The organism is Paraburkholderia sediminicola (assembly GCF_046027355.1).
Lineage (GTDB): Bacteria > Pseudomonadota > Gammaproteobacteria > Burkholderiales > Burkholderiaceae > Paraburkholderia > Paraburkholderia sediminicola_B.
On record NZ_JAQQEK010000008.1, the window covers coordinates 1 to 24,802 of the forward strand.

The following is a 24,802-nucleotide window of genomic DNA, read 5'->3' on the forward strand; positions in this document are numbered from 1 at the left end:
CCGCTTTCTCTTGCTTACTTCTCTTTGCGGCCGGCAAAGAGAAGTAAGTGCCGCCCCGCACAGGGGCAACGCTAATAGACCACAAGCAAATCAAGGAAAGGCCAAAACTCAAAACCCACACCCACCCGCCAAGCCGGCAAAAAAACCAAAATCAATCCGCCAACCTCTTATCCGCCAAAGCACTCTGACAATCCGCAATAACCTGCCTCACAAGCCTGGCTTGAGGATCAAGCTCATCAGTATCAAGAATCTCTTCAACCGCATCTCTCGCCCAATCCGCTTCGACAAACTGCGCATGCCGCCGCGCAATCTCCACCGCGGTAGCGGTCAACTTCGCGATAGTGAGCCAATCCGCCTCGCGCGCCCGCCGGTCGAGCCACTTATGCGCGGCCTGCACATGAAACGCGGCGTCCGGCCAGTCCTCATTCAGGTAATAAGCGCCAAGACTCCCGCATGTGAGCCAGCACAACAGCTCCAAACGGTCTCGTGGACTCAGATGATGGCGTACATCACTCATGGCGACGCTCGCTGCTGAAAATTGCGTTCCGGTGAGAACGGCGATCCGCCGTCCCCCGCTTTCATTGAACAATATCACGCAGAATTCAAGCGCGGCAATTCCTGAGTACCCTGGCGCGCCAGCGCCACAGGCCGCACGGCAACCCGCTCGCGGGCGGGCGCCGCTAGCGGGTGGCGACGATGAACAGCCGCGGAAACGGCAGCAGCACCGTGCCGTCGGCGAGCGCCGGATAAGCCGCGGCGATCGCGTCCCGGTAACGCTGCAAGAAAGCGGCTTGCTCGGCGTCGTCGAGTTCGGCGAGGAACGGCCGCAGCGCGCTGCCCTTGAACCATTCGACCACCGCGTCCGCGCCGCCCGCGAGCGGGTGATGGTAGACGGTGCGCCACACGTCAACCCGCGCGCACAGCGGCTCAAGCAACCCGTAGTACCAGCCGGCGCCGTAGCGCATGGTGCGCTCGACGCCCTTGAGCTTGTGGGCCCACGGGCCGTCCGCAGCGATCTCGCGCAGCAGACGGTGCGCGGGTTCGTCCAGATTGTCCGGCATCTGCACGGCGAGGCTGCCGCCCGGGGCGAGCTTCTTCACGAGCGATGGAAACAGCCGCTCATGGTCGGGCACCCATTGCAGGACCGCATTGGCGAGAATCAGGTCGTACGGTCCCGGCGCGTCCCACGTGGAAATGTCGCTCACGTCGAACTGGAATTGCGGCAGACGCTTGCGGGCCGCCTCGATCATGTCGGGCGAACTGTCCATGCCGCTGACCGTCGCGCCCGGCAGGCGCGCGGCGAGCGTCTCGGTCGAGTTGCCGGGTCCGCAGCCGATGTCCACCGCGGTCTTCACGTCCGTCGGCGGCACGGCCGCCAGTAGATCCCTGACCGGACGCGTGCGCTCGTTCTCGAACAACACGTACTGCTTCGCGTGCCAATCCTTCTTCGACGTCATCTGATGCTCCTTGTGTCCGCGGTGGCCGGATCGGTGGCCGGCTGTTTCGCTTTCGTGGCCGCTCCAACCGATCCAATCCGCTCATTCTCGGCGGCGCCAAGGGCGGAGTAAAATGAATTTATGATTCCGATTCCTTCATTTTTCTGATGAAAATCGACACGCTCGGCGTTCAGGCGTTCGTCGCCATCGCGGATCGCGGCAGCTTCCAGAGCGCCGCCGATTCATTGCACGTCACGCAAACGGCCATCACGCAGCGTCTGCGCAAGCTCGAAACCTACCTCGGCGTCACGCTGATCGAGCGGACCACGCGCACCATGGCGCTCACCGAAATCGGGCGCAGTTTTTTGCCGCAAGCGCGCCGCTTGCTTGGCGAACTCGCCGACGCGCTGGTGGAAATCCGCGAGACCGGCGTGGCGCGTCGCGGCGATGTGTCGATCGCCTGCGTGCCGACGGTGGGCGTGCAATATTTGCCGCGTATTCTGCAGGCGTATTCGGCGCGTTATCCGCATAACCGCATCAGGATTCTCGATCACGCGTCGTCCGCGGTGGAGGCTGCCGTGCTGCGCCGGGAAGTCGAATTCGGCATCAATATCGCGCGCGAGCATCATCCGGATCTGGCCAGCGTGCCGCTCACGGAGGACCGCTACGTTCTGATCTGCCATCAGGATCATCCGCTGGCGAAGCGGCGCCGCATCGCCTGGCAGCAACTGCAGTCCTATCCGCTGATCTTTGCCGGCGAGGTGAGCGGCAACCGCGCGTTACTGGACGTCGCGCTGGAAACGAGCGAACTGGCGTTGCGCTCCTTTTACGAAGTGCAGCGCAGTTCGACGGCGGTCGGGCTGGTCGCTCAGGGTGTGGGCGCGGCCGTGGTGCCGGCGCTCGCGCTTCAGAAGGGCGCGTATCCCACCGTGCGCACGGTTGAACTCACGCATCCGGTCGTGTCGCGCACGCTTGTGCTTGTGGCGCGCAAGACCGCGCAGTTGTCGCCGGCGGCGCAGGCGCTATACGACATGATTCGCGAGCAGGCGACGCTAAAAGGCTGAGCGTGGCCGGACCGTCGCCTACAAGCACTGCGCCCGCAAGCACGTCGCCGCGTGATTCAGATCACGCTCGATTGCCCGCCGCACGCCGGCCGCGTCGCGCGCTTTCGCGGCGCTCAGCAGATCGTCGTGCGCATCATTGAGCGTATCGGCGAATAGCGTCTCGCCGAACAGCAAATTCGAAATTGGCCCGACCTGCAGCCACACGGTTTCGATCAACTCCAGCAGCAGCGGCGAGCCGGCCGCCCGGTACAGAATCAGATGGAATGCCTCGTTGGCGTCGAGGTAGCCTTTGGCGTCGGCACTGCGCAGCGCCTGCGCCATCTGCGTGTTCAGGCTTTCCAGCGTGCCAAGGTCGTGCGCCGTGAGATGCGGCACGCCGAGTTCGGCGGCCTGGCCTTCGAGAATCAGGCGCACGCGCAGCACATCGTCGAACTGTTCCTTAGACAGATGCGGCACCGTCACGCCGCAATTGGGCACGTTGACGAGCGCCGATTCGGCCGCGAGGCGCTGCAAGGCGGAGCGCACCGGCATTTCGCCCACGCCGAGTTCGGCGGCGACGTGGCGGATCTTGATGCGCTCGCCGGGCACGAAGCGTCCGATCGTCAGCCACTGCCGCAGCGTGTCGTAGGTCTGGTCCTGCAGCGTGTGATGGTGCGAAGTTTTCATAAAGCTCGATGCGAAACCCCATGAAAAAAAGGGTGCAAAAAAGCCCGGCGCGCCGGCGCGACCTTAGATCAGTTCGCCAAGGCAGGCGTCGAACGCGGCGACCAGCTTGTCCACGTCTTGTACCGACGTCTCCGGGCACACCAGGATCATGTTGTGAAACGGCGTGATTAACACGCCACGGTTCAGCAAATAAAGGTGCAAGACGTTTTCCAGCTCCGGATCGAGCTGGCGTCCGGCTTCGCTGCCGTTGCGCGGCGGCGTCGGCATGAACTGGAATTCGTTGCGGGCGCCGACGCGCGTCACACACCACGCGAGGCCATGCCGCGCAATCGCGTCCCGCAGTCCGCTCTCGATGCGCTCCGCCAGCGCGAACATATGCGCGTAGGCAGCGTCGGTCATCACCTCGGCGAGCGTCGCGCGGATCGCGCTCATCGCCAGCATGTTCGCGGTGAGCGTCGTGCCGATGCCGGAGTGTCCCGGTGGCGCACTGCGTTTGGCCTGCTGGGCACGTTCGGCGAATTCGGCGCTAAAGCCGTATACAGCACACGGAAAACCGCCGCCGATCGGTTTGCCGAGAACGAACAGATCGGGTTCGAGCCCGTGCGCTTTCGTATAACCGCCGGGGCCGCAACTGATCGTGTGCGTTTCGTCGATGACGAGCAGCGTGCCGTAGCGGCGCATCAGCGCTTGCGCCTCGCGCCAATAGTCCGGATCGGGCAGCACCATGCCGATGTTGGTCATCGCGGGTTCGGCGAGCACGCAGGCCACGTCCCCATCTTTCAGCGCGTTTTCCAGCGCGGCGAGGTCGTTGAATTCGATCACGCGCGTGCTGCCGAGCAGGTCGTGCACCTGGCCGATCAAACTGTCGCGCTGTTGCGGCTTGCCGTCGACCAGATCGACGAAGACGTCGTCCACGGTGCCGTGATAGCAGCCGTTGAAAATCACGATCTGCCTGCGTCCGGTCGCCGCGCGTGCCCAGCGCAGCGCGAAGCGGTTGGCGTCGCTCGCGGTCATCGCGAACTGCCAGTACGGCAGCCCGAAACGGCGCGCGAGTTCTTCGCCGACCCATGCGGCGTCTTCGCCCGGCAGCATGGTCGTCAGGCCGCGTTGCGCCTGCGCGGCGAGCGCCCGTGCGACGGGCGCCGGCGAATGGCCGAACATCGCGCCGGTGTCGCCGAAGCAGAAGTCCGCATAGCGGTGACCGTCCACATCGGTAAACGCGGCGCCGCGCGCTTCCTCGACGTAAAGGGAGAAGGGTGTCGACCAGTCGTTCATCCAGTGCAGCGGCACGCCGAACAGCAGGTGGCGCGCGGCGCGTTCGGACAGCGCGCGCGACTTCGGCATGGCTTCCACAAATGCGCGGCGTTCGCGCTCGACGAGCGCTTGCGCGCGCGTCCAGTTGATGCCGTGACGGGTATTCAATTGCAATTGCACGCTCTCCAATCAGGTTATCGGCCGCGGTCCACGTTCAGACGAGCAGTTGCAGATGCTCGCGTTCCCACGCGGTAATGCCCTGCGAGAAGGTCTCGAATTCCTTTTCCTTCACCGCGCAATACGCCTGCACGAAGCTGTCGCCGAGCACCTCGGCGAGTTCGCTGCATTTCGACAGCGCCTTGAGCGCGTCTTCGAGACCGCGCGGCAACTCGTACTCGAGGTCGTAGGCGCTTTCGAACATCGGCGCCGACGCTTCCTGCTGCTCCACCATGCCGAGATAGCCGCAGGCGAGAGTGGCCGCCATGGCGAGATACGGGTTCACGTCGACGCCCGGCACGCGGTTCTCGAGCCGGCGGCCGTCCGGCCCGGAGTTCGGCACGCGGATCCCACAGGTGCGGTTGTCGTAGCCCCAGCGCACGTTGATCGGCGCAGCGGTGAAGCGCGACAGGCGCCGGTAGGAATTCACGTACGGCGCGAACATGGGCATGGCCTGCGGCATGTACTTCTGCAAGCCGCCGATATAGTTGAAAAACAGCGGGCTCGCCGAGCCGTCGGGCAGCGAGAAAATGTTCTGCCCGCTTTCGCGATCGACGATGCTTTGATGGATATGCATCGCGCTGCCCGGTTCGTGCTCCATCGGCTTGGCCATGAAGGTGGCGAAAATGCCGTGACGGAAGGCCGTTTCGCGCACCGCGCGTTTGAACAGGAACACGCGGTCGGCGAGATCGAGCGCGTCGCCGTGCGAGAAGTTGATCTCCATCTGCCCGGCGCCGACTTCGTGCACGAGCGTCTCGACGCCGAGATGCGTCATCTCGCAGAAACGTGACAGGTCCTGGAAGAACGGATCGAATTCGTTGACCGCGTCGATCGAAAACGACTGGCGGCCGGCTTCGTGGCGCCCCGCGCGGCCGAGCGGCGGGCGCAACGGTTCATGCGGATTCTTGTTCTGGGCGATCAGGTAGAACTCCATCTCCGGCGCGACCACCGGGCGCCAGCCGCGCTCTTCGTAAAGCTGCAGCACACGGCGCAATACCGCGCGCGGCGAGATGCCGATCGGTTTGCCGTCCAGCCCGACGCAATCGTGAATCACCACGGCAACCTGTTCGATGGCCCACGGCACGAGCCGCACCGTGTTCGGATCGGGTATGCAGACCATGTCGGGATCGCTCGGCCCGACAAAGCGCTCGAAATTCGCGAATTCGCCGTTGACGGTGATCATCAGCAGCGCATTCGACATATGCATCTTGCCTTCCGAGAGAAACAGGTTCTTCGGCACGATCTTGCCGCGCGCGACGCCGGTCATGTCCGGTATCACGCACTCCACTTCATGGATCCGGTGATGTTCCAGGAATTCGCGCAAGCTGCCGTGTAGGTCGCTTTGCAAGGTTGACTCCAGTCGGTTGATGACAGCGGCGCGAGGCGCTTTCGACAACGGAGCGCGCTGAGCCGCCTGTTCGGAAAAGCTGGATTTTTTGCATTGTGGGATTTGATCAAATCATGCCACGAATTTCGCGGTTTGGGAAATTGGATGAAACCCGGGCGCGTGGCGTTCGATGGCGGCGCTCCCGCGGGTGCTTTGCCTCAGGCGTTATGCGACGCCGTGTCACTCTCGCGGCGGCGGGCTATGCGGAACAATCGATTGAAGCGTGGCCGGGCATTCATGAATGCATTGCGATCCTGACTATCGGTGATCGTGGCGTGCATGCCAACAGGCGCTGATAACGGACAGGGAGTGCTTCGCTCAATGCGCTTCCCGTCCGGCGTTGTTTCGTTTCGGGAAGAGGGTCGCTTCGTCATTTCACAAGCTCAAATTGAGTTTTAACCTGCGTGGCGTTGTCTTGTGAAGACGATCAGTTGAACATAGCGACCGCATTACCACCCACACTGTGAGGATGAAATCGATTGAAAAATAACAAGAAAATTGCGCCGCGGCTCGGCGCGATGGCTGCTGCGGTGTTTCTGAGTGCTTCGTCGGCGTATGCGGTCGTGAGCGAGCCCGCGCCGAACCCGTTTCTCGCGTCGAAAACCTATGCGCTGACACACGTCGATCCAGCCGCTACCGACGTCGCACCATATCCGCTCACGCGAGGCACGTTCCACATCGACCTCGCCAAGGAGCCGCGCGTGGTTCGCGGTCCGGTGAACATCATGACGCTCGCATCCACGTCGACGGACTATATGTGGGGTGTTTCGAGCGAAGGTGCCACGTACATCGACGTCTCCAACGGTGGGTTCAAGGAAGTCGCCCGCATCACGCCGCCCGGCATCAAAGCCCTTCCGCCTGAACTGCTGGCCAAGGTAGTCGACCAGAAATACACGAATATCGACCAGATCAAGGACGCGGTCTTCAAGGAGATGGGCGTCGATCAGGTTCGCGTCGGCAACGGTATCTATGGTCTCGTCGATAAAGACAACCGGGTGTACTACAACACCGCCGACGGCCGCATCTTCGTCTATGCGTTGAAAGATCCGCGGAATCCGGCCGCGGGTATCGAGGTTGTCGCGTCGCGCGATATGACAAAAGATGTGCTGATGGGCAAGCACGGTTTCTCCGGCAAGGAAGGCATCATGGGTCTGAATCTGACCTATGACGGCAAGCTCGTCGTGCTGGGCAACAACTCGATCTCCGTGATCAACCGTGATCTGGCCGGCCCGGCGCAAACAATCCGCCTCGATGAGAACGAGTTTGTCAGCAATTCGGTTGCGGTGGACGACAGGAATGGTCTCTATTTCGCGTCCGACAAGAAGATGCACAAGGTCGTCTGGACGGGCAGTAAGCTCTCCAACGATCCGGCCGACGGCGCGTGGAGTTCGCCATACGATACGGGCGACTGGATGCCGACCGTCAAGTTCGGCACCGGTACCGGCTCGACGCCGACCCTGATGGGCTTCGGCAAGGACGACGACCGGCTTGTCGTGATGACGGACGGCGCGGATCGCATGAAGCTGGTTGCGTTCTGGCGCGACCAGATTCCTGAAGGTTTCAAACAGCAGCCGGGTACGAAGTCGAACCGGATCGCCGGTCAGTTTCTCGTGACGGCTGGCGTGCCGCCGAGCACGAAATATATTCAGTCCGAGCAGTCCGTGGTCGTCAATGGCTACGGTGCGTTCGTGGTCAACAACATTGCAGACCGTGGTGAGAAAGACAAGCTGGTCGACGTTCTTTCGCTGGGTCCGATCAACAAGCCGGCGCGCGGGGCCGAACGGATCGACTGGGATCCGACCAGGCATCATTGGAAGTCGGCGTGGACCAACGCTTCGGTGGTGTCGATCAGCATGGCGCCGACGATGAGTGGTCCCTCCGGCATCGTGATGACCAACGGCTACTACAAGGACGGCTGGGAAATGGCGGGCCTCGACTGGAATACCGGCAAGGTCGTGTATCGCGCGATTTTCGGCAAGACCAACTGGGGTAACGGCGCCTACGCACAGCCGCAACTTTTTCCGAATGGCGATTTGCTGTTCAACAGCATTGGCGGTCCGATTCGGGTTCGCAATCAGTAAGCAGTTGAGTTAGCAAAGGCGGCGACCTGGGGCGCGCGCAGTCGGCAAGCTGATTGCGCGGCGCCGCTTTCAACGTGCCCCTCACGCGCTCATTGCGGCGCATGAGGGGCCGTTGCTTCAAGCGAAGTCGGTCGAGCGCGACAACGCCTCCCACGTTTCGATCTCGTCGTTCAGCGCCACCAGCTTCGTCTTCACCAGATCGAACGCATCGTTGCCGAGTAGCAGATGCACCGGCGGATTCGCTGCCGCGACGATCTCCAGCAGCGCCTGCGCCGCTTTCCGCGGATCCCCCGCCTGCCTGCCGCTCTTGGCCTCGCGCGCCTCGCGGATCGGATCGAACAGAGCGTCATAGTCGGCGATGCTGCGGCCCGCGCGGACCATCGAGCGGCCGGCCCAATCCGTGCGGAACGAGCCGGGCGCGACGGCCGTGACCTTGATGCCGAAGCCCGTCACTTCTTTCGCGAGCGTATCGGTGATGCCTTCGAGCGCGAACTTGCTGCCGCAGTAATACGCAATGCCGGGCATCGTGATGAAGCCGCCCATCGACGTGATGTTGATGATGTGACCCGAGCGGCGCTCGCGCATGGCGGGCAGCACGGCCTTGATCATCGCGACCGCGCCGAAGACGTTGACGTCGAATTGACGGCGCAGGTCGTCGAGCGGCGATTCTTCCAGCGTGCCTTCGTGTCCGTAGCCGGCATTGTTGACGAGGACGTCGATCGGGCCGACGGCTTGGGTGATCGCGGCGACGGCGGGCGTGATCGCTTCGAAATCCGTGACGTCGAGCACGACGGCGTGCGCCCGTTCGGCCGCCAACGCCGTGAACGCATCGCGCGCCGCTTCATTGCGCACCGTGCCGACGACGGTGTGGCCCGCGTCGAGCGCCGCCTGCGCGAACGCGCGGCCGAAACCGGAACTGACGCCGGTGATCAGAAACGTTTTGCTCATGGTGATCCACTCCTTTGTTTTGTCCGTCATCGCATGGCGCTTTCGGGCGAAAACGCGTGGCATCGACGGAAACCAGCACAGGACTGAATGGTAGGAGCGGCAGGGCCGGGTGCGAATGCCGGTTCGTCTGTGGTGATTGCCTAATTCTATGAGCAGATGGATTTTCCGGCGTGACGATGGCACAGTGCAATCTGCTTAGCCATGTCGACGGGGCCCGCATTGAAGCACAAACACCATGATTCGAACGCGCGGCAACGCATGGTGGCCTTGCTCGAAAATCTCGCGCCGCTGGAAGGCTACAACCTCACCGTGCTGCCCGACGTGCGCTTTCTGCGCTCGAACCGCCCGCTCAGTCGCACGCCGGTGCTGTACGACCCGGGCGTGGTGATCGTCTGCCAGGGGCGCAAGCGGGGCTTTCTCGGCGAGACGGTCTACGTGTACGACTCGCAGCACTACCTGGCCGTCTCGGTGCCGGTGCCGTTCTCGATGGAAACCGAAGCGAGCGAGGCCGAGCCCTTGCTTGCCATCTATTTCCGCCTCGACTTCAAAGTCGCCGCCGATCTGATGCTGCAACTCGACGAGCGGGACGCAGGCGTGCCGGCCGAACCGCGCGGCATGATGTCGACGCCGCTCGACGCGAAGCTGAGCGCTACGGTACTGCGCTTTCTCGAGGCGATGAGTGTGCCGCTCGAAGCTGAGCTGCTCGGCCCCGCATTGGTGCGGGAAATCTACTTCCACGTGTTGACCGGCGAGCAGGGCGGATCGATGCGCGCCGCGCTGACCGCGCAAGGCCAGTTCGCCCGGATCGCCAAGGTGATCCGCAAGATTCACGCGTGCTATCGCGAGCCGCTCGACGTCGAGCAACTCGCGCTGGAAGCGAACATGAGCGTGCCCAGCTTCCACTCGCATTTCAAGGCCGTGACGCGCACCTCGCCGATGCAATATCTGAAGTCGACGCGGCTTCATCAGGCGCGCCTGCTGATGGTGAGGAACGAGGTGACGGCGGCGCTCGCCTGCGTGCAAGTGGGCTATGAGAGCGCTTCGCAATTCAGTCGCGAATTCAAGCGCCTGTTCGGGCGCAGTCCGGTCGAGGAGGCCGACCGGATGCGCAAATCCTTCGCCGTGCCGCCGCCCGCGCCGGGGTCGATCTTCGTCGCGTCGCACTGAGTGGCGCACTGAGTGGCGCACCAAACGGCGCTGGCCCGGTGCGCATGGCGCAAACTGTGCCTGTCCGTTTCATCGAGCCGTCGATACGCTTTGAACCCATGCTACAGATACTCGGCAAGACCTCATCCATCAACGTCCGCAAAGTTTTGTGGACGTGTGCGGAACTCGCGCTTCCATTCGAACAGGAAGACTGGGGCTCCGGATTTCGCGCGACCGACGTGCCGGAATTTATCGCGCTGAATCCCAACGCGATGGTCCCCGTCATCAAGGACGGCGAGTTCGTGTTGTGGGAGTCGAATTCGATCATCCGCTATCTGGCCGGCCGCTATCACGGCGAGTCGTTATATCCCGTCGAGCCTGGCGAGCGCGCCCGCTGCGATCAGTGGATCGACTGGCAGGCGAGCGAATTGAACCGTTCCTGGAGCTACGCCTTTCTGGCGCTGGTCCGGCATTCTCCGGCACACCAGGATCCGCAGCAGATCGAGCTGTCGTGCGCGAACTGGGCGAGGCATATGGCCATGATCGAAGACCAGTTGCGGAAAACCGGCGCGTTCATCGCGGGGGACGCATTTTCGCTCGCGGACATTCCGATCGCGCTCTCCATCAACCGCTGGCTGGAAACGCCGTTGCAGCACGGCGATTTGCCCGCGGTCGCGGCGTATATGGCGCGTCTCACCGCGCGCGAAGCCTACCGAACCTATTGCCGCAACGGCACGCCGTAACGCGTTCGCGCACACCCCTAACGCTTACAAGAATCCGAATGCAATGCTTACGGATTCCTGCCCATGCAAGCGCTTCTGCGCCGCACACCCGACTCGCCTACAATGGCCGCTTTTGCGACACCGATTGAAGGTTCCATGATGCGGGTATCGAAAGTTGCGCTGGCGTTGCTGGCCGCGTGTTTCACTCTGAATGCGAGCGCCGAGATGACGGCCGCCCAGTACAAACAATGGGCGCATGCCGATAACAACTCGGTCTACGCGGCGTACATTACCGGCACGATCAACGCGTTCGGCTGGGCCAACGGCGAGCTGGTATCGAAGAAGAAGCCGCCGCTCTTCTGCCCGCCGCAAAACCTCGCCATCGGCAATCAGAACGTCTACCCGTTGCTCGATGAGTTCTTCAAAAATCACCCGGGCATTTCGGACGACTTTCCGATCGGCCTTGCGATTCTTCGTTCGCTTCAGGCCGCGTTTCCCTGCTGAAGTCGATCGCGACGGCGTGGCTGACCTCGCTCAGGCCGCCGTCAGCGCGTCGCGGTCGTAGTTCTTCGCATAGGCGTTTTCCACGCCCGGCAGAATCTCCACGATGTCGAAGTAGCGGTCCCAGAACGGCGTCTCGCGCAAGGCTTCGACCACGAGTTCATACGCGTGATGGCTTGCGGCACTCCACACCCAGATATCGGTGACACGCGCCGAATAAAACTCGATGTCGTAAAAGCGCATGCTGACCTCGTCGGCGTGACGCTTGAGGATCGGCTCGACGTGTTCGGCCAGCAGACGGAAGCGTTCGTCGACGGAAAAGGCAAGCCATTCGGGCGTCGTTTTGACGAGCATGAATACGGTCAGTACGGGTTCTTTCCCAGTTGAAGTCATGAGGATCGATTCCTGTTGAATGCTGAAGGGCTGAAGGGGTTTTCGCGAAAACAGGATTAGAATACGAGCGAACACTCACATTTAAAACTCGCATTCCGGACATGGCCAGATCAGCTTCCACGCAGCGTCTGAAGCCCCGTAAAGCGCCGCTTCAGCGGCGTTCGGCGCAAACCGTCGAGACCGTGCTCGAAGCGGCGGCTCGCGTTCTGGAGACGCGCGGACTCGATGGCTACACGACCAACGCGGTCGCGGAGCGGGCCGGCGTCAGCATCGGCTCGCTCTATCAATACTTTCCGAATCGCGATGCGTTGACCGTGGCGTTGATCGAGCGCGAAACCGCGCAACTGGTGGCGGACATCGAGGCGGCGTCGTTCCTGGAGAACTCGCGTGACAGCGTGCGGGCAATGGTGCGCGCGTCCGTCGCGCATCAGATGCGCAGACCGGTGCTGGCGCGCATCATCGATATCGAGGAGCGCCGCTTGCCGGTCGACGAGCGCAATCAACGCATCGCCGACACGATTCATACGGCGCTGGTCAGCGCGCTGACGGAGAAGGCGCAGGTGCCCGAACTGGACGATGTGAATCTGGTCGCACGCGATCTGCTGGCGATCGTGCGCGGCATGGTCGACCAGGCGGGTGAGCGCGACGAGCGTGACGCCGCCGCGCTGGAAGCGCGCGTGATGCGCGCGGTGGACGGCTACGTGGCGCAGTCGAGGAGGGTGGACGGCGACGCGATTTAGCGGCGCAAGAGACCGAAGCGGGGCCGGCAAAGGCCCCGCGCTTCATCAAACCTGCACGAGCTTCGGAATCTGCACGTCCGGATTGACGTCCGCTTCATAATCCACGCCCGCGATCTCGAAGCCGAACAGACGCAGGAAATCCGTCTTGTAGCCGCTGAAGTCGGTGAGTTCGTAGATATTGTCGTTGGTCACCTGATTCCAGAGTGCCTGTACACGGTCTTGCACCTCGGGATCGAGTTCCTTGTAGTCCGCGCGCAGACGTCCTTCATCGTCGATGTGCGGCGCCGCGCCGTACAGGCTGTCCTTGTACAGGCCGTAGACCTGTTCGATGCAGCCTTCGTGCGTGCCTTTCTCCTTCATGACCTTGAAGAGCAGCGACAGATACAGCGGCATCATCGGGATCGCGGAGCTGGCCTGGGTGACGACCGCCTTGAGCACCGAAACGCGCGCGTCGCCGCCCTTGGCCGCCAGCTTCTCGCGAATGCCCAGCACCTTCTGGTCGAGGTCCTTCTTGGCCGCGCCGATCGAGCCGTTCCAGTAGATGTCGTGGGTGATCTTCTCGCCGAGGTAGGTGAACGCGGTGGTCTTCGCGCCGTCCGCAAGCACGCCGGCTTCGAGCAGGGCGTCGATCCACATCTGCCAGTCTTCACCGCCCATCACGGCGACGGTGTCGTCGATTTCTTTCTGGGTGGCGGGTTCGAGCACGGTTTCCTTGATGACTTCCTTGTCCGTGTCGATGCCGCGCAGGTTGACGGCCTTGCCGACCGGCTTGAGGGTCGAACTGAACACTTCGCCACTCTTCGGATGCGTGCGCTTGGGCGCGGCGAGGCTGTAGACGACCAGATCGACCTGACCCAGATCGCGCTTGATGACCTCGATGGTGCGCTGCTTGACTGCGTCGGAGAAAGCGTCGCCGTTGATGCTGGTCGCGTACAGGCCTTTTTCCGTGGCGAATTTCTCGAAGGCGGCGGTGTTGTACCAGCCGGCCGTGCCCGCCTTGGTTTCGCTGCCGGCGCGCTCGAAGAACACGCCGACCGTGGCGGCGTCGGAGCCGAATGCCGCGCTGATGCGGGCGGCGAGGCCGTAGCCCGTGGACGCGCCGATCACGAGCACCTTCTTCGGGCCGTTGGCGATGGGGCCGCGTGCCTTGACGTAGTCGATCTGTTCGCGGACGTTGGCCTCGCAGCCGGTCGGATGGGTGGAAACGCAGATGAAGCCACGCACGCGCGGTTTGATGATCATGAAGCACCTCTTGTCGGAATTGGCGACATTATAGTGGGCCGCGATTGTTGCGGGCGCGCCGCAGCGGTTTGGCGGATTGCGATGCGCTTGCGGCGCGTCTGCAACGCGCTCGCGGCAAAAAATCGGCTGCCGTCGCGCATCTTGGTAGGATTGCGCCTTTCCAAGCCGACGGTAAGCTAGTGTGAAGCGCTTCATCCCCTCATTTCTGGCGGCCCTTGAAAAAGGGCTGACTCTCGCGAACCCGCTGGTCGCTCAGGCCCTGTGGCACCTGCGCCATCCTACGCGCCGGGGCGTGCTGAAGGCTTGCGCGGCGCTGCCGCTGCTGTTCGTGCTGTATGTGCTGATCCTGATTCCGTTCACGCCGGGCATCGGCGATATCCGCAAGGCCAAGATCGAGCAGCCGGCGCAGATCCTGTCGGCGGATGGCAAGCTGCTGGCCGAATTCAAGCCCTCCAACCGCGAGTGGGTCAAGCTCAAGGACATCTCGCCGAACGTGGTGAATGCGCTGATCGCCACCGAAGATCACCGCTTCTACCAGCATTGGGGCCTCGACTGGCGGCGTACGGCGTCGGCCGCGCTGCACACGTTTTCCGGTGACCGGCAGGGCGGCTCGACCATCACCCAGCAGCTCGCCCGCAATCTCTACCCCGACGAGATCGGCCGCGCGCCGACGCTCACGCGCAAGCTCAAGGAGGCGATCACGGCCTTCAAGATCGAGGCGCTCTACACCAAGGACGAGATTCTCGAGACCTACCTGAACACGGTGCCGTTTCTCTACAACGCCTACGGCATCGAGATGGCGGCGCGCACCTATTTCGACAAATCGGCCTCCGACCTGAACGTGCTGGAAAGCGCGACGCTCGCCGGCATGCTCAAGGGCAACAGTTACTACAACCCGGTGCTGAATCCCGAACGCGCGCTGCAGCGGCGCAATATAGTGCTCGGCCAGATGGTCAAGTACGGCCAGTTGACGCCCGCAGCCTACGCGACGCTGAGCCGCCGGTCGCTGCGCATCGATTTCGAGCGCCAGACCGAGCCGCCCGGACCCGCGCCGCATTTCGCGCAGCAGCTGCGCAAGTGGCTGGCGTCGTGGGCGGACCGCAACGACTACAACATGTATTCCGACGGGCTGGTGGTGCGCACTACCATCGATTCCCGTCTGCAAACCATGGCGACCCAGGCGGTGACCTTGCAGGGCAACCAGTTGCAGAACATCGCCAATTCGGCGTGGGGCACTCGCGCGGGCTGCTCGAACGGCAAGGACCTTCTGCAGACTTTCCTGCGCGAAACGCCCGACTACCGCGCCGCCAAAGACGCCGGCCTGACCGATGACGACGCGCTCAAGCGCGTCTCGTCCGACCGCGACCTCGTGAAGTCGGTTTGCGAGTCCAAGACGCGCGTGCAGGCGGACTTTCTCGCGATGGACCCGCGCAACGGCCAGATCCGCGCGTGGGTGGGCAGCCGCGACTTTAGCCAGGACCCGTTCGACCACGTCCAGCAGGCACGGCGCCAGCCGGGCTCGACCTTCAAGCCGTTCGTCTACGCGGCGGCTTTCGAGTCGGGCGCGAAACCCGCCGACACCTTCGTCGACAAGCCCGTGGAAATTCCGCTGGCAGGCGGCGAAGTCTGGCGTCCGAGCGACGAGGACGAGCCGAGCGAGCGCAAGATCAGCCTGCGCGACGGCCTCGCGTATTCGCGCAACCGGATCACCGCGCAACTGATGGAGACGGTCGGCCCGAACAAGGTCGCGCGCCTCGCTCGCGCGATGGGCGTGCGCGACAGCGAATTGGACCCGGTGCCGTCGCTCGCGCTCGGCACGAGCCCCGTCACGCTGAAGGAAATGGTCTCGGCCTACGGCACGATCGCCAACCTCGGCAGCTACGTGGAACCGGTGATGGTGACGCGCATCGAGAACCGCAAAGGCGAGGTGCTGGCCGAGTTCGCGCCGGTGTCGCCGAAACAGGAACTGTCCGCCGATGCCGACCGCGTGCTGATCGACGTCATGCGCGACGTGGTGAACCGCGGCACGGGCTCGAGCATCCGCAGCCGCTTCGGCGTGCGCGGCGACGTCGCGGGCAAGACGGGCACGACGCAGGGCAACGCGGACGGCTGGTTCATTCTGATTCATCCGCAACTCGTGGCGGGCGCGTGGGTGGGCTTCAACGACAGCCGCGTGACCTTGCGCAGCGACTATTGGGGCCAGGGGGCGCACAGCGCGTTGCCAATCGTCGGCGATTTTTTCCAGCGCGCGCAGCGTTCGAGGCTGGTCGATAGCCGCGTCAAATTCGCGACCGACCGGGAGCCGGGCTGGTTCGCCGAGCGCTCGGGCCGGTTGCGCGAGTGGTTCCAGAATCTGTTCGCGGGGTCGCCGGCGAAGCAGGAGGCGCCGGTTGTGCCGCGCAGCACGACGCGTCGCGCGCCGGCTGTCGCGCCGGTCGAACCGTCGGCGTCGGCTGTCGTGGCGGAGCCGCGAGCGTTGCCGCAGCCGCCGATGCTGCCGGCGCCGGGTTCCGCGCCGGTGGCGGCGAGCGGGGCGGTCGACGGTGAGGCGCGCGGCGGCGGCGAACCGGCGCTGGCGCCGACGCCCACGCCGGACGATGTGGTGCCGCCGGATGCGGGCAGTCCGGCTAATGCGCTGCCGGACACGTCGGCGGGTGGCCGCGGGTCGCCGTGAGCGATGAAGTATCCGCGCCGTGTGGCTGGACAGCACCGGCGCTTTCCGCGCGTGGGGTTAAGGTTGTGCGGCTCCTTCCTTCGGGCCGCTGCATTCGTGTCACGGTTCATCGGCACGGCATGGCCTTGCGCGCGCGGCGCTCGCTACGACTGCTTTTGAGCGACGTATCACTCTTCAGAGCCACGAGCTGCGCTTTCCCACGGACGCGGCGGGCCGCCGCAAAACCGCGTGGGCCGCGGCACCAAGCCCCTACGGCCCAGCCACCTTCGTCCCGCTCGCCACCTCCGGGTCCGAAAAACCCGCCGACGCTTCGAGCGAAGCATCGTGATGCAGCAACAGCACGGCCGCGACCCCGACGAGCCCCGCGCCCGACAGACACAGCAGACCGGCGCCGAAGCTGCCGGTGCTGTCCTTGATCCAGCCCATCGCGTACGGGCCGAAGAAGCCCGCCAGATTGCCGAGCGAGTTGACCGCGGCGATGCCGCCCGCCGCCGCCGCGCCCGACAGGAACGCGGCCGGCAAGGTCCAGATTACCGGCAGGCAGCCGAAGATGCCGAACCCGGCGATCGATAGCGCGATCATCTTCTGCACCGGATTGTCGAGCCCGGCGGCCGCCGCGATGCCGCCGGCCGCCACCAGCAGCGCAATCGCCACATGCCATTTGCGTTCGAGCTTGCGATCCGAGTGACGTCCCCAGAACACCATGCTGATCACGCCGACGATATACGGCAGCGACGTCACGAAGCCCGTCTGCAAATTGGTGAGCCCGAACGATTTGACGATCTGCGGCAGAAAGAAACTCAGCCCGTAGTTGGTTGCGTTCGCACCGAAATAGATGAGCGCGACCGCCAGCACGCGCGGATTGAAAAGCGCCTCTTTCACGCTGAACGTATGCACCGCTTCGCGATGCGCGCGTTCCTGCTTCTGGCGCGCGACCAGCCAGCCGCGCTCGTCGGCGGCGAGCCAGGTGGCGTCGGCGGGCTTGTCGGTGAGGTAGTAGAGCACGACGAACGCGAGCACCAGCGCGGGCGCGGCCTCGATCAGATAGACCCACTGCCAGCCGGCCAGCCCGGCGAAGCCGTCCATCGACAGCAAGGCGCCGGAAATCGGCCCGCCGATCACGGTGGACAGCGGAATCGCCGCCATGAAATAGCCGACCACGCGACCGCGATACGCCGCGGGAAACCACAGCGTGAGCAGGAAGATGATGCCGGGAAAGAAGCCCGCCTCGGCCACGCCGAGCAGAATGCGCAGGCCGTAAAACACGTGCGCGGCGGAGAGTCCCGTGAAGCGCGCAATATCTGGGATATAGGCCATCGCGCCCGCGAGAATGCCCCACGTGAACATGATCCGCGCGATCCAGCGGCGCGCGCCGAATTTCTCGAGCAGCAGATTGGATGGGACTTCGAAGAAAAAATACGCGATGAAAAAGATCCCCGCGCCGAAACCGAAAGCACTCGCGGACAGGCCGAGCGCCTTGTTCATCTGCAGTGCAGCAAAGCCGACGTTGACGCGGTCGAGATAGGCAATGAAATAACACAGGATCAGGAACGGCACGAGCCGTACCGTTACGCGTTTCATGGTGCGTGCTTCGAGCTGCATTCGATGTCTCCTCCGGTTCAACGTCCGGCTGGTTTAAATGATGTCGTTACAGACTAGACGCTGAAATCCGATTCCGGAAGATTTTTGCGCTGTGAGCGATGCGAGCGATACGGCGTGCTCAGGTCCACGGAACGCGAACCTTGTCCAGGTTGCGGTCGAGCTGATACGCCGCGCTGGTCAGCGCGAGATGCGTCAGGGCCTGCGGAAAATTGCCGAGCGCCTCGCCGCTGGTGGCCACTTCCTCGGAGAACAGGCCGACGTGATTCGCATACGCGAGCATCTTCTCGAACACGAGGCGGCCTTCATCCACGCGTCCGGCGCGCGCCAGCGCTTCCGCATACCAGAACGAACAGGCGCTAAAGCCGCCTTCGATGCCGGGCAAACCGTCGAGCGTCGTGCCGCGCGTGTAGCGGAAGATCAGCGGGTCCACTTTCAGTTCGCCGCCGATCGCGTCGCGCGTGTCGAACCAGCGTTTGAGCGGCGCGGGCAGCGAACGTTTTTCCGCGAGACGCAGCGCGCGATCGACTGTGACCCAGCACATCAGTCGCGAATGGAGCAGGGGCCGCAGGCCGTTGCGAAATTCCCAGATGCGCCACCGCGCGACGGCTCGAGCAGGCCGGCGAAAATGGCCGGCGAGTCGATGCGCGGAAAGCACATGAAATCAATCGAGCCGCGCAGCGAGACGAGCGCCGTGGTTTTCATGTTGCCGATCATGCCGCGCGCGTCGGTCGGCAGTGCCGGTTTCGGAGGAATAGGTCGGTGATCGGGCATGTCTGCACACTCCGTGAAGCGAGCCGCGATGCGCTCACACGAAACCCAATAGCAACGACTGCGCCGCGCCGTTCGCGCGGGTCGTCAGGCGCATGAAAAACGCCGCCGAATGTTAAGATGCGGGCGGAATTCATGGAGCTATCGATGCGCGAAAGCAAGCGCCAGCAGGTCGTGGACAAGGCCACCGAACTCTTCTCGAAACACGGCTTTCACCCTGTCGGAGTGGACTGGATCATCGACGATTCGGGCGTCGCCAGAATGACCTTGTACCGGCACTTCGCGGGCAAGGACGATCTGGTCAGGGAAGTGCTGGAACAGCGCTACGGCTACATCATCGAAAGCGTGGGACAGCGTGTTCAAAGTGTGAGCGATCCGCTCGCGCGCGTGAAAGCGATCTTCGACTGGTACGAGGCCTGGTTCCATACGCCGGAGTTCGCCGGTTGCCTGTTCGAGCGAGCTCTCGCCGAGTTCGGCACGTCCTACCCGAAGGTTTCCGAAGTCGCGATCCGCTACCGCGAGAAAATGGTGAACTGGATCGACGAGATCCTGCGCGACATCGTGCCGGCCGACACGGCGCGGCATCTCGCCAGCGTGTGCATGATGCTGCTCGACGGAGCGACGGTCGAAGCGCGCGCGTTCAATGATCCGTCTTCCGCAAAGCGCGCCTGGCAGGCGGTCGAATTGATGTTGAGCCGGAGCAAAGCAACCTCGTCGTGAGTGATTGTTCGGCGCCCCGCAACAGTGTTTTCAGTTGGTGAGGCTGATCTCTTACGCGTGATTGCGGATAATTTCATGATTGGTTAATCCGCAAAAATGTGCAGGTGATACATGTTCAACACTGTCTCAGGTGGCATGCCCGAACGGGAGGCGGCATCCGGCGCGCCCGTGGCGCGAAACGCATTGTCGAGACGGGCACGGGCCTTCATTGCGGCCGTGGCTGCGTGCGCGAGCCTCGTGGGCTGCGCCAGTTCCAGCGACGTGGTCGCCACCAGCAAAGCCAATACTTATACGGTCGCGGCAAGCGCGACAGGCGGACGCCTCGCCTGGGCCCGCGCGCATGAGCACGCCATGAATGAGGCGCGCGATTACTGCGAGCGTCGTGGCGTGCAGACCAGCGTGACGACGGAAACCGTCAGCGGTGTGCAAGGGCTGACGGAGCATGGGTCGTCCATGAATTTCGAATGTCATCCGAAGTTCTAGGCGTGAATTGAGCAGCGCCGCTCGTGATCGATCGATCACGAGCGGCGCTTGTTATTGGTGCGCTTGCCGGGTCATCCAGTCACGTCAACCCCGTCACTTCTTGTCGAACGTAACAAGATTCTTGTCTTTCGTATCAGCCACGAAGATCGCTAGCAGCTTCGCCGGTTCGGTATCGCTCGCGTTTTCGCTGACCGTGTGATGTACGCCGGGCTTCTCGGTCCAGTGCTCGCCGGCGTGGTAAACGCGCTCTTCGCCGTCGTTCACGCGGCTGCGGATCGCACCCGACAGCACATAGCCGACCACAAACGCCTGGCCATGCCGATGCGACGGCGACTTGGCGCCAGGCGCATAGTCGACGACGAGCGCCGTGATCGTCTTGCCGGGCACGTTGGCGATCGCCTCGGCAAAAGCAGGCGTGATCGTCTCGTGCTGTGCGGTTGCCTCAGCGGCGAATGCGGACTGTGAGGTCCCCAGAATAGAAAGGCCGGCGAGCGAGGCCGCCGCGATCAGTGTGCGGATTTTCATGCTGTGACTCCTGACAAAGCATCATGGTTCTCAAGGCTCGAATCTGAAGACGACGCCGCCCAGTTCGACGCCACCGCGTCCAGTTCCGCGCGGGCGCGCTGAAGGGCTGCGGTGCGCGCTTCGGGATTCGCAAACTGCAGCGGCTGAGCATCGACAAAGGTCGGATCGGCGACGCCGAGAAAGCCGAACGCAGCCTTCAACGAGGGCGTGAGCGCATCCATGCCTTCGTAAGGCGAGCCCGGACGCAAATCCGCGCCGCGGCTCGTAATGAAGAGCACCTTCTGCCGTGAAAGCTGACCGACCACGCGGCCGTCGTCCGCATTCACATAGGTCAGGCCCGTACGCGTGACGCTGTCGATAAACGCCTTGAACGCGGAGGGCATCGACCAGTTGTACATGGGCATGGCGAAGACGAACGCGTCGGCGGCGAGCAGACGTTGGCACAGCGCATCCGAGCCGGCCAGCGTCGCCTTCATGGCAGGCGTGCGATCCTGCGTGGCCGTGTACGTGGCAATGGCGAAAGCCTCGGTGACGTGCGGCGGCGTGTCGATCGTCACATCCAGATAATCGACTTCGAACTGCGCGCCTTCTTCGCGCAGGCGTTCCAGAAAATAGCGGCTCAACGCGCGGGAATTGGATCGTTCGCGTTTGGCGCTGGCGTCGACGTGCATGATCTTCATGATTTCCGTCCTTCCATTAGTGATTTAACGTGAGGGCAGATTAAATGCTCGACTGGCTTTGTGAAATGACCGGTTTTGGGTAATTCAAGGTAACCACTTTTCGCCCTGTCGATAGCCGCGAAGGGGCGCGATTATGCACGTGACTGAAACAGTCATATGCCGAAATGGGTCTTTGACAATATCTGACTTTGCAGATAAAGTTCAACGCATCGAACAGGGAGGCATGAATGAACCACTACACGCCGGAAAATTTCAGCCTGACGCAGAGCGTGGGTTTCTCGATCAACAAAGCACGTAACTTGCTGATTACTGAAATGGACACTGCGCTGAAGGATCTGGACATCACCAGTCAGCAGATGGGCATTCTGCTGTCCGTGCACTGGAACGTCGCGACCACGCCATTCGAACTGTCGCGGTTGCTCGGCATCGACACCGGCCTGATGACGCGAATGCTCGACAAGCTGGAAGCCAAGGGTTTGCTGGAACGCTCGCGCAGCATCGAAGACCGCCGCGTCGTCAACCTCGAGCTGACGAAAGAGGGCGAGGCGATCGCCGCGCAGCTTCCCTCGATCGCCCCGGTGGTGCTGAACCGGCGCCTGAAGAGGTTTACGAAAGCCGAGTTCGAGGAGTTTCGGCGTCTGTTGAACAAGTTTCTCGCCGAGTAGGCGAGGCCAGGCAAACGTGCTGCGGACGCTCGCAGCGTTTTTTTCAACCATATATCTGACAAGTCAGAAAATGAAGCCACAGTTAATTCCACGGATAGTCGGGTCGCGGGTCGCGAAGGCTGGTGTGACGGTGATCGTCGCGGCCGTGCTGTCCGCTTGCGCGAATTACGCCGGTATCTCGAGCGACAAGCAGATGGCGCAGCCGCAGACCTACGCGACTCAACAAAGCATTCCGCAGGACAACGGTCATTGGCCGGCCGTCGATTGGGCCGACCAGTTCGGCGACGCGCAACTGAAAGCCTTGCTTGCCGAAGCGCTGAAAGGCAATCCATCGGTCGAGCAGGCCCGCGCCCGCGTCGCGGCCGCTGCTGCCTACAGCGACACGGCGAAGGCGAACACCATGCCGCAAGTCGGCGCGACCTATTCGTTCACGCGTCAGCAGTATTCAGGCACGGCGCTTGTGCCGCCCCCGTATGGCGGTTCGTGGCAATCCGAGAACAAGGGCTTGCTGTCGGCTTCGTACGACCTCGATCTGTGGGGCAAGAATCGCGAAGCGCTGAAGGCCTCGCTGTCGCAGTTGCAGGCGACCCAGGCGGACGAGGAAGTCGTCAAGCTGTCCCTCACGTCGGCCACCGCGCGCGACTATAACCAGCTTGCGCGGCTCTATGCGTTGCGTGACATCGCGCAGGAAGAAATCACGCAGCGCGAACAGATCGACCGCATTACCGCCGGCCGCATTGCGACGGGTCTCGACACGCAAGTCGAACGCAAGACGGCCCAGGCGAATCTCGCCACCAGCCGCGCGACGCTCGCTTCGATCGACGGCAGCATCCTCACGACGCGCTATCAGTTGGCCGCCTTGCTCGGCGCCGGACCGGACCGCGGTCTCGCCATCGCGCGGCCGACGCTCGGCGTGGGCGACGAAGTGCGCCTGCCCGACAACCTGCCGGCCGATCTGGTGAGCCGCCGCCCGGACCTGGTCGCGGCGAAATGGCGCGTCGACGCGCTCACGCACGACGTCAAAGAGGCCAAGGCCGAGTTCTATCCCGACATCAATCTGAGCGCCGCGATCGGTCTCGACGCGTTCGGTTTCGGCCGTTTCCTGACGGCGGCGAGCCGCACGGCGTCGGTCGGCCCGGCGATCCATCTGCCGATTTTCGACGGCGGTCAATTGCGCGCGCAATTGAAAGGGCGTTACGCCGATTTCGACTACGCCGTCGCCACGTATAACCAGACGCTCGTCACCGCCTTGTCCGAGGTCGCGACGCAACTCGCGCAAATCCGTTCGACGGACGAGCAGCTCACCGACGCGCAAGCCGCCCAGGAAGCCGCCCGCGGCGCCGATCAATTGGCGCTCACGCAATACAAGGCCGGCCTCACGAATCAGCTGACGGTGCTGAACGCCGACACCACCGCGCTCGCCGCCGACCAGCAAGTCGCGAATCTGAAGATGAACCGGCGCGATCAGCAGATCGCGTTGGCCGCTGCACTCGGCGGCGGTTATGTCGATAACGCCGATTCTGTCGCCAGCAGCGCCGCCGCGGTTCCAGCAGCATCCGCCAATCCCGTCGTCGCCGCCGCTCGCTAAGGCGCCATCGCGACACTTTGCCAATCTGTCAGGACCCACATCATGAGCGACACGATCAACACCGGCCGCGCGAAGGCGGACGCGGACCAACCCCTGCAAACGCAGGCCCCCACCAAGCGCAAACTGCTGCTCTCCCTGCTCGCGGCCACCGTCGTGCTGGCCGGCGCGGGTTACGGCGCGTACTACTTCACGACCGGCCGCTACTATCAGTCCACCGACGACGCGTACGTGAGCGGCAACCTCGTGCAACTGACGCCGCAAGTGAGCGGCACGGTGGTCGCGGTCAACGCGGACGACACGCAGATCGTCAAGCAGGGCGCGCCCATCGTCACCCTGGATAACGCCGACGCGAAGGTCGCACTGTCGAATGCGGAAGCGACGCTCGGCCAGACCGTGCGGCAGGTGAGCGGCCTGTACGTGAACAACGATTTCTATGCGGCGACCGTCGCGCAACGTCAATCGGATCTGGCCCGCGCCAACGACGACCTGAAGCGCCGTCAGGCGGTGGCGGAAACAGGCGCGGTGTCCGGCGAGGATATCGCCCACGCTCGTGATGCGGTCAGCTCCGCGCAGGCCGCGCTCGACGCCGCCCGTCAGCAGGCCGAGGCCAACCACGCGCTGACCGATCGCACGTCGATCGAACAGCATCCGAACGTACAGGCGGCGGCCTCGAAAGTGCGCGACGCCTACCTGAGTTACGCGCGCAACACCTTGCCCGCGCCGGTGACCGGCTACGTCGCGCGCCGTTCGGTGCAGGTCGGCCAGCGCGTGGCGCCAGGCACGCCGTTGATGGCGATCGTGCCGCTCGACGGCGTGTGGGTCGACGCCAACTTCAAGGAAGGCCAACTGAGGCACATGCGCATCGGCCAACCCGTCACGCTCACTGCGGACGTGTACGGTTCCGGCGTCAAGTATCACGGCCGGGTGGTGGGCTTCTCGGCGGGCACGGGCGCCGCATTCGCCACGCTGCCCGCGCAGAACGCCACCGGCAACTGGATCAAGGTCGTGCAGCGTCTGCCGGCGCGGATCCAGCTCGATCAAAGTGAATTGAATGCGCATCCGTTGCGGATCGGCCTGTCGATGCAGGTCGACGTCGACACCCACGAGGAAACCGGCGCTCAACTCGGCGCGGCGGTCAACACCTCGTACCACACGGACGTATTCGCGCAATACGGCGACGAAGCCGACGCGGAGATCGCGCGGATCATCGAGCAGAACATGCCGGCGAAGCGCGAGGTGGCCGCGAGCACCACGCAGAAAAACACCGCACGCAAGGCAGGCTGAACCCGCGACCACCGAGC

The 24,802-nt window shown here is 63.4% G+C and carries 24 protein-coding genes and 1 pseudogene; 12 read left to right on the forward strand and 13 right to left on the reverse strand.

The genetic code is table 11. The annotated features are described in order from the left end of the window. Nucleotides 1-151: 151 nt before the first annotated feature. Entirely contained in the window at nucleotides 152-517 is a 366-nt protein-coding gene (locus PQR42_RS15350; RefSeq protein ID WP_310811900.1) for a hypothetical protein, read from the reverse strand. A 163-nt stretch (nucleotides 518-680) separates the two neighbouring features. After that, nucleotides 681-1,457, reverse strand: coding sequence for a trans-aconitate 2-methyltransferase (gene tam / locus PQR42_RS15355; protein WP_408386782.1), 777 nt, complete (start codon nucleotides 1,455-1,457; stop codon nucleotides 681-683). Nucleotides 1,458-1,603: 146 nt separating this feature from the next. On the opposite strand from tam, the gene PQR42_RS15360 reads away from it, so the two are divergent. Beyond that, the gene (locus tag PQR42_RS15360; protein ID WP_408205657.1) at nucleotides 1,604-2,500 is read left to right on the forward strand and encodes a LysR family transcriptional regulator; all 897 of its coding nucleotides are present in this window, start codon (nucleotides 1,604-1,606) and stop codon (nucleotides 2,498-2,500) included. A gap of 18 nt (nucleotides 2,501-2,518) precedes the next feature. Here PQR42_RS15360 and PQR42_RS15365 read toward each other — a convergent pair whose 3' ends face one another. The 3 genes from PQR42_RS15365 to PQR42_RS15375 form a co-directional block, all read right to left on the reverse strand. Continuing rightward, complete coding sequence (locus PQR42_RS15365; RefSeq protein ID WP_408205656.1) at nucleotides 2,519-3,166, reverse strand: GntR family transcriptional regulator; 648 nt, start codon at nucleotides 3,164-3,166, stop codon at nucleotides 2,519-2,521. A gap of 63 nt (nucleotides 3,167-3,229) precedes the next feature. Next, nucleotides 3,230-4,588, reverse strand: coding sequence for an aspartate aminotransferase family protein (locus tag PQR42_RS15370; RefSeq protein WP_408386807.1), 1,359 nt, complete (start codon nucleotides 4,586-4,588; stop codon nucleotides 3,230-3,232). A gap of 46 nt (nucleotides 4,589-4,634) precedes the next feature. Then, nucleotides 4,635-5,984 (reverse strand): glutamine synthetase family protein, encoded by a 1,350-nt coding sequence (locus PQR42_RS15375; protein ID WP_408386780.1) that lies wholly within the window; start codon nucleotides 5,982-5,984, stop codon nucleotides 4,635-4,637. Between the two features lie 518 nt (nucleotides 5,985-6,502). Between PQR42_RS15375 and PQR42_RS15380 the strand changes: the two genes are divergently transcribed. Further along, nucleotides 6,503-8,104: a hypothetical protein gene (locus tag PQR42_RS15380; RefSeq protein ID WP_408386778.1), complete on the forward strand. Its 1,602-nt coding sequence runs from the start codon at nucleotides 6,503-6,505 to the stop codon at nucleotides 8,102-8,104. A 117-nt stretch (nucleotides 8,105-8,221) separates the two neighbouring features. Here the strand turns inward: PQR42_RS15380 and PQR42_RS15385 are convergent, their stop codons facing one another. Continuing rightward, a complete protein-coding gene (locus tag PQR42_RS15385; protein ID WP_408205653.1) occupies nucleotides 8,222-9,052 on the reverse strand; it encodes an oxidoreductase in 831 nt (276 codons plus the stop codon). Nucleotides 9,053-9,271: 219 nt separating this feature from the next. Between PQR42_RS15385 and PQR42_RS15390 the strand changes: the two genes are divergently transcribed. From PQR42_RS15390 to PQR42_RS15400, 3 genes are all read left to right on the forward strand, one after another. Beyond that, the gene (locus PQR42_RS15390; protein WP_408205652.1) at nucleotides 9,272-10,219 is read left to right on the forward strand and encodes an AraC family transcriptional regulator; all 948 of its coding nucleotides are present in this window, start codon (nucleotides 9,272-9,274) and stop codon (nucleotides 10,217-10,219) included. Nucleotides 10,220-10,317: 98 nt separating this feature from the next. Then, complete coding sequence (locus PQR42_RS15395; RefSeq protein WP_408386777.1) at nucleotides 10,318-10,941, forward strand: glutathione S-transferase family protein; 624 nt, start codon at nucleotides 10,318-10,320, stop codon at nucleotides 10,939-10,941. A gap of 63 nt (nucleotides 10,942-11,004) precedes the next feature. Further along, nucleotides 11,005-11,424, forward strand: coding sequence for a hypothetical protein (locus PQR42_RS15400; RefSeq protein WP_408205650.1), 420 nt, complete (start codon nucleotides 11,005-11,007; stop codon nucleotides 11,422-11,424). Between the two features lie 30 nt (nucleotides 11,425-11,454). On the opposite strand, the gene PQR42_RS15405 is transcribed toward PQR42_RS15400, so the two are convergent. After that, complete coding sequence (locus tag PQR42_RS15405; protein WP_408386775.1) at nucleotides 11,455-11,814, reverse strand: darcynin family protein; 360 nt, start codon at nucleotides 11,812-11,814, stop codon at nucleotides 11,455-11,457. A gap of 101 nt (nucleotides 11,815-11,915) precedes the next feature. Here PQR42_RS15405 and PQR42_RS15410 point away from each other — a divergent pair, with 101 nt between their 5' ends. Further along, nucleotides 11,916-12,554 carry a TetR/AcrR family transcriptional regulator gene (locus PQR42_RS15410; protein WP_408386773.1) on the forward strand — a complete coding sequence of 213 codons (639 nt, stop codon included), beginning with the start codon at nucleotides 11,916-11,918 and terminating at the stop codon, nucleotides 12,552-12,554. Between the two features lie 45 nt (nucleotides 12,555-12,599). Here the strand turns inward: PQR42_RS15410 and fabV are convergent, their stop codons facing one another. Beyond that, the gene (fabV, locus tag PQR42_RS15415; RefSeq protein WP_408386771.1) at nucleotides 12,600-13,796 is read right to left on the reverse strand and encodes an enoyl-ACP reductase FabV; all 1,197 of its coding nucleotides are present in this window, start codon (nucleotides 13,794-13,796) and stop codon (nucleotides 12,600-12,602) included. Between the two features lie 181 nt (nucleotides 13,797-13,977). On the opposite strand from fabV, the gene PQR42_RS15420 reads away from it, so the two are divergent. After that, a complete protein-coding gene (locus tag PQR42_RS15420; RefSeq protein ID WP_408493665.1) occupies nucleotides 13,978-16,470 on the forward strand; it encodes a penicillin-binding protein 1A in 2,493 nt (830 codons plus the stop codon). A 249-nt stretch (nucleotides 16,471-16,719) separates the two neighbouring features. On the opposite strand, the gene PQR42_RS15425 is transcribed toward PQR42_RS15420, so the two are convergent. The 3 genes and pseudogenes from PQR42_RS15425 to PQR42_RS15435 form a co-directional block, all read right to left on the reverse strand. Then, nucleotides 16,720-18,072, reverse strand: a complete 1,353-nt coding sequence (locus PQR42_RS15425; RefSeq protein WP_408205645.1) for an MFS transporter — start codon at nucleotides 18,070-18,072, stop codon at nucleotides 16,720-16,722. A 118-nt stretch (nucleotides 18,073-18,190) separates the two neighbouring features. Continuing rightward, nucleotides 18,191-18,676: pseudogene (locus PQR42_RS15430) on the reverse strand (glycoside hydrolase family 15 protein); the annotation flags it as partial. Next, complete coding sequence (locus PQR42_RS15435; protein WP_408445092.1) at nucleotides 18,613-18,843, reverse strand: trehalase-like domain-containing protein; 231 nt, start codon at nucleotides 18,841-18,843, stop codon at nucleotides 18,613-18,615. The pseudogene PQR42_RS15430 and the gene PQR42_RS15435, both read right to left, overlap by 64 nt. Before the next feature lie 144 nt (nucleotides 18,844-18,987). Here PQR42_RS15435 and PQR42_RS15440 point away from each other — a divergent pair, with 144 nt between their 5' ends. Both PQR42_RS15440 and PQR42_RS15445 read left to right on the forward strand, forming a co-directional pair. After that, nucleotides 18,988-19,560 (forward strand): TetR/AcrR family transcriptional regulator, encoded by a 573-nt coding sequence (locus PQR42_RS15440; protein ID WP_408445095.1) that lies wholly within the window; start codon nucleotides 18,988-18,990, stop codon nucleotides 19,558-19,560. Between the two features lie 111 nt (nucleotides 19,561-19,671). After that, on the forward strand, nucleotides 19,672-20,043 hold the full coding sequence (locus PQR42_RS15445; RefSeq protein WP_408386767.1) for a hypothetical protein: 372 nt from the start codon (nucleotides 19,672-19,674) through the stop codon (nucleotides 20,041-20,043). A 93-nt stretch (nucleotides 20,044-20,136) separates the two neighbouring features. Here PQR42_RS15445 and PQR42_RS15450 read toward each other — a convergent pair whose 3' ends face one another. Together PQR42_RS15450 and PQR42_RS15455 are read right to left on the reverse strand one after the other, a co-directional pair. Then, nucleotides 20,137-20,568, reverse strand: a complete 432-nt coding sequence (locus PQR42_RS15450) for a cupin domain-containing protein (RefSeq protein ID WP_408205642.1) — start codon at nucleotides 20,566-20,568, stop codon at nucleotides 20,137-20,139. Continuing rightward, complete coding sequence (locus PQR42_RS15455; protein WP_408205641.1) at nucleotides 20,565-21,248, reverse strand: FMN-dependent NADH-azoreductase; 684 nt, start codon at nucleotides 21,246-21,248, stop codon at nucleotides 20,565-20,567. Before PQR42_RS15455 ends, PQR42_RS15450 begins: the two co-directional genes overlap by 4 nt. Before the next feature lie 227 nt (nucleotides 21,249-21,475). On the opposite strand from PQR42_RS15455, the gene PQR42_RS15460 reads away from it, so the two are divergent. From PQR42_RS15460 to PQR42_RS15470, 3 genes are all read left to right on the forward strand, one after another. Beyond that, a complete protein-coding gene (locus tag PQR42_RS15460; protein ID WP_408386766.1) occupies nucleotides 21,476-21,913 on the forward strand; it encodes a MarR family winged helix-turn-helix transcriptional regulator in 438 nt (145 codons plus the stop codon). A 70-nt stretch (nucleotides 21,914-21,983) separates the two neighbouring features. Further along, nucleotides 21,984-23,501, forward strand: a complete 1,518-nt coding sequence (locus tag PQR42_RS15465; RefSeq protein ID WP_408386764.1) for an efflux transporter outer membrane subunit — start codon at nucleotides 21,984-21,986, stop codon at nucleotides 23,499-23,501. A 42-nt stretch (nucleotides 23,502-23,543) separates the two neighbouring features. Beyond that, nucleotides 23,544-24,785 carry an HlyD family secretion protein gene (locus PQR42_RS15470; RefSeq protein WP_408386762.1) on the forward strand — a complete coding sequence of 414 codons (1,242 nt, stop codon included), beginning with the start codon at nucleotides 23,544-23,546 and terminating at the stop codon, nucleotides 24,783-24,785. The last annotated feature ends 17 nt before the right edge of the window (nucleotides 24,786-24,802 follow it).

Coding starts and splice junctions, on each gene's coding strand:
- PQR42_RS15350 (WP_310811900.1), bottom strand. CDS start 517: ATGAGTGATGTACGCCATCATCTGAGTCCACGAGACCGTTTGGAGCTG.
- tam (WP_408386782.1), bottom strand. CDS start 1,457: ATGACGTCGAAGAAGGATTGGCACGCGAAGCAGTACGTGTTGTTCGAG.
- PQR42_RS15360 (WP_408205657.1), top strand. CDS start 1,604: ATGAAAATCGACACGCTCGGCGTTCAGGCGTTCGTCGCCATCGCGGAT.
- PQR42_RS15365 (WP_408205656.1), bottom strand. CDS start 3,166: ATGAAAACTTCGCACCATCACACGCTGCAGGACCAGACCTACGACACG.
- PQR42_RS15385 (WP_408205653.1), bottom strand. CDS start 9,052: ATGAGCAAAACGTTTCTGATCACCGGCGTCAGTTCCGGTTTCGGCCGC.
- PQR42_RS15395 (WP_408386777.1), top strand. CDS start 10,318: ATGCTACAGATACTCGGCAAGACCTCATCCATCAACGTCCGCAAAGTT.
- PQR42_RS15400 (WP_408205650.1), top strand. CDS start 11,005: ATGCAAGCGCTTCTGCGCCGCACACCCGACTCGCCTACAATGGCCGCT.
- PQR42_RS15405 (WP_408386775.1), bottom strand. CDS start 11,814: ATGACTTCAACTGGGAAAGAACCCGTACTGACCGTATTCATGCTCGTC.
- PQR42_RS15410 (WP_408386773.1), top strand. CDS start 11,916: ATGGCCAGATCAGCTTCCACGCAGCGTCTGAAGCCCCGTAAAGCGCCG.
- fabV (WP_408386771.1), bottom strand. CDS start 13,796: ATGATCATCAAACCGCGCGTGCGTGGCTTCATCTGCGTTTCCACCCAT.
- PQR42_RS15425 (WP_408205645.1), bottom strand. CDS start 18,072: ATGCAGCTCGAAGCACGCACCATGAAACGCGTAACGGTACGGCTCGTG.
- PQR42_RS15435 (WP_408445092.1), bottom strand. CDS start 18,843: ATGCCCGATCACCGACCTATTCCTCCGAAACCGGCACTGCCGACCGAC.
- PQR42_RS15440 (WP_408445095.1), top strand. CDS start 18,988: ATGCGCGAAAGCAAGCGCCAGCAGGTCGTGGACAAGGCCACCGAACTC.
- PQR42_RS15445 (WP_408386767.1), top strand. CDS start 19,672: ATGTTCAACACTGTCTCAGGTGGCATGCCCGAACGGGAGGCGGCATCC.
- PQR42_RS15450 (WP_408205642.1), bottom strand. CDS start 20,568: ATGAAAATCCGCACACTGATCGCGGCGGCCTCGCTCGCCGGCCTTTCT.
- PQR42_RS15455 (WP_408205641.1), bottom strand. CDS start 21,248: ATGAAGATCATGCACGTCGACGCCAGCGCCAAACGCGAACGATCCAAT.
- PQR42_RS15460 (WP_408386766.1), top strand. CDS start 21,476: ATGAACCACTACACGCCGGAAAATTTCAGCCTGACGCAGAGCGTGGGT.
- PQR42_RS15465 (WP_408386764.1), top strand. CDS start 21,984: ATGAAGCCACAGTTAATTCCACGGATAGTCGGGTCGCGGGTCGCGAAG.
- PQR42_RS15470 (WP_408386762.1), top strand. CDS start 23,544: ATGAGCGACACGATCAACACCGGCCGCGCGAAGGCGGACGCGGACCAA.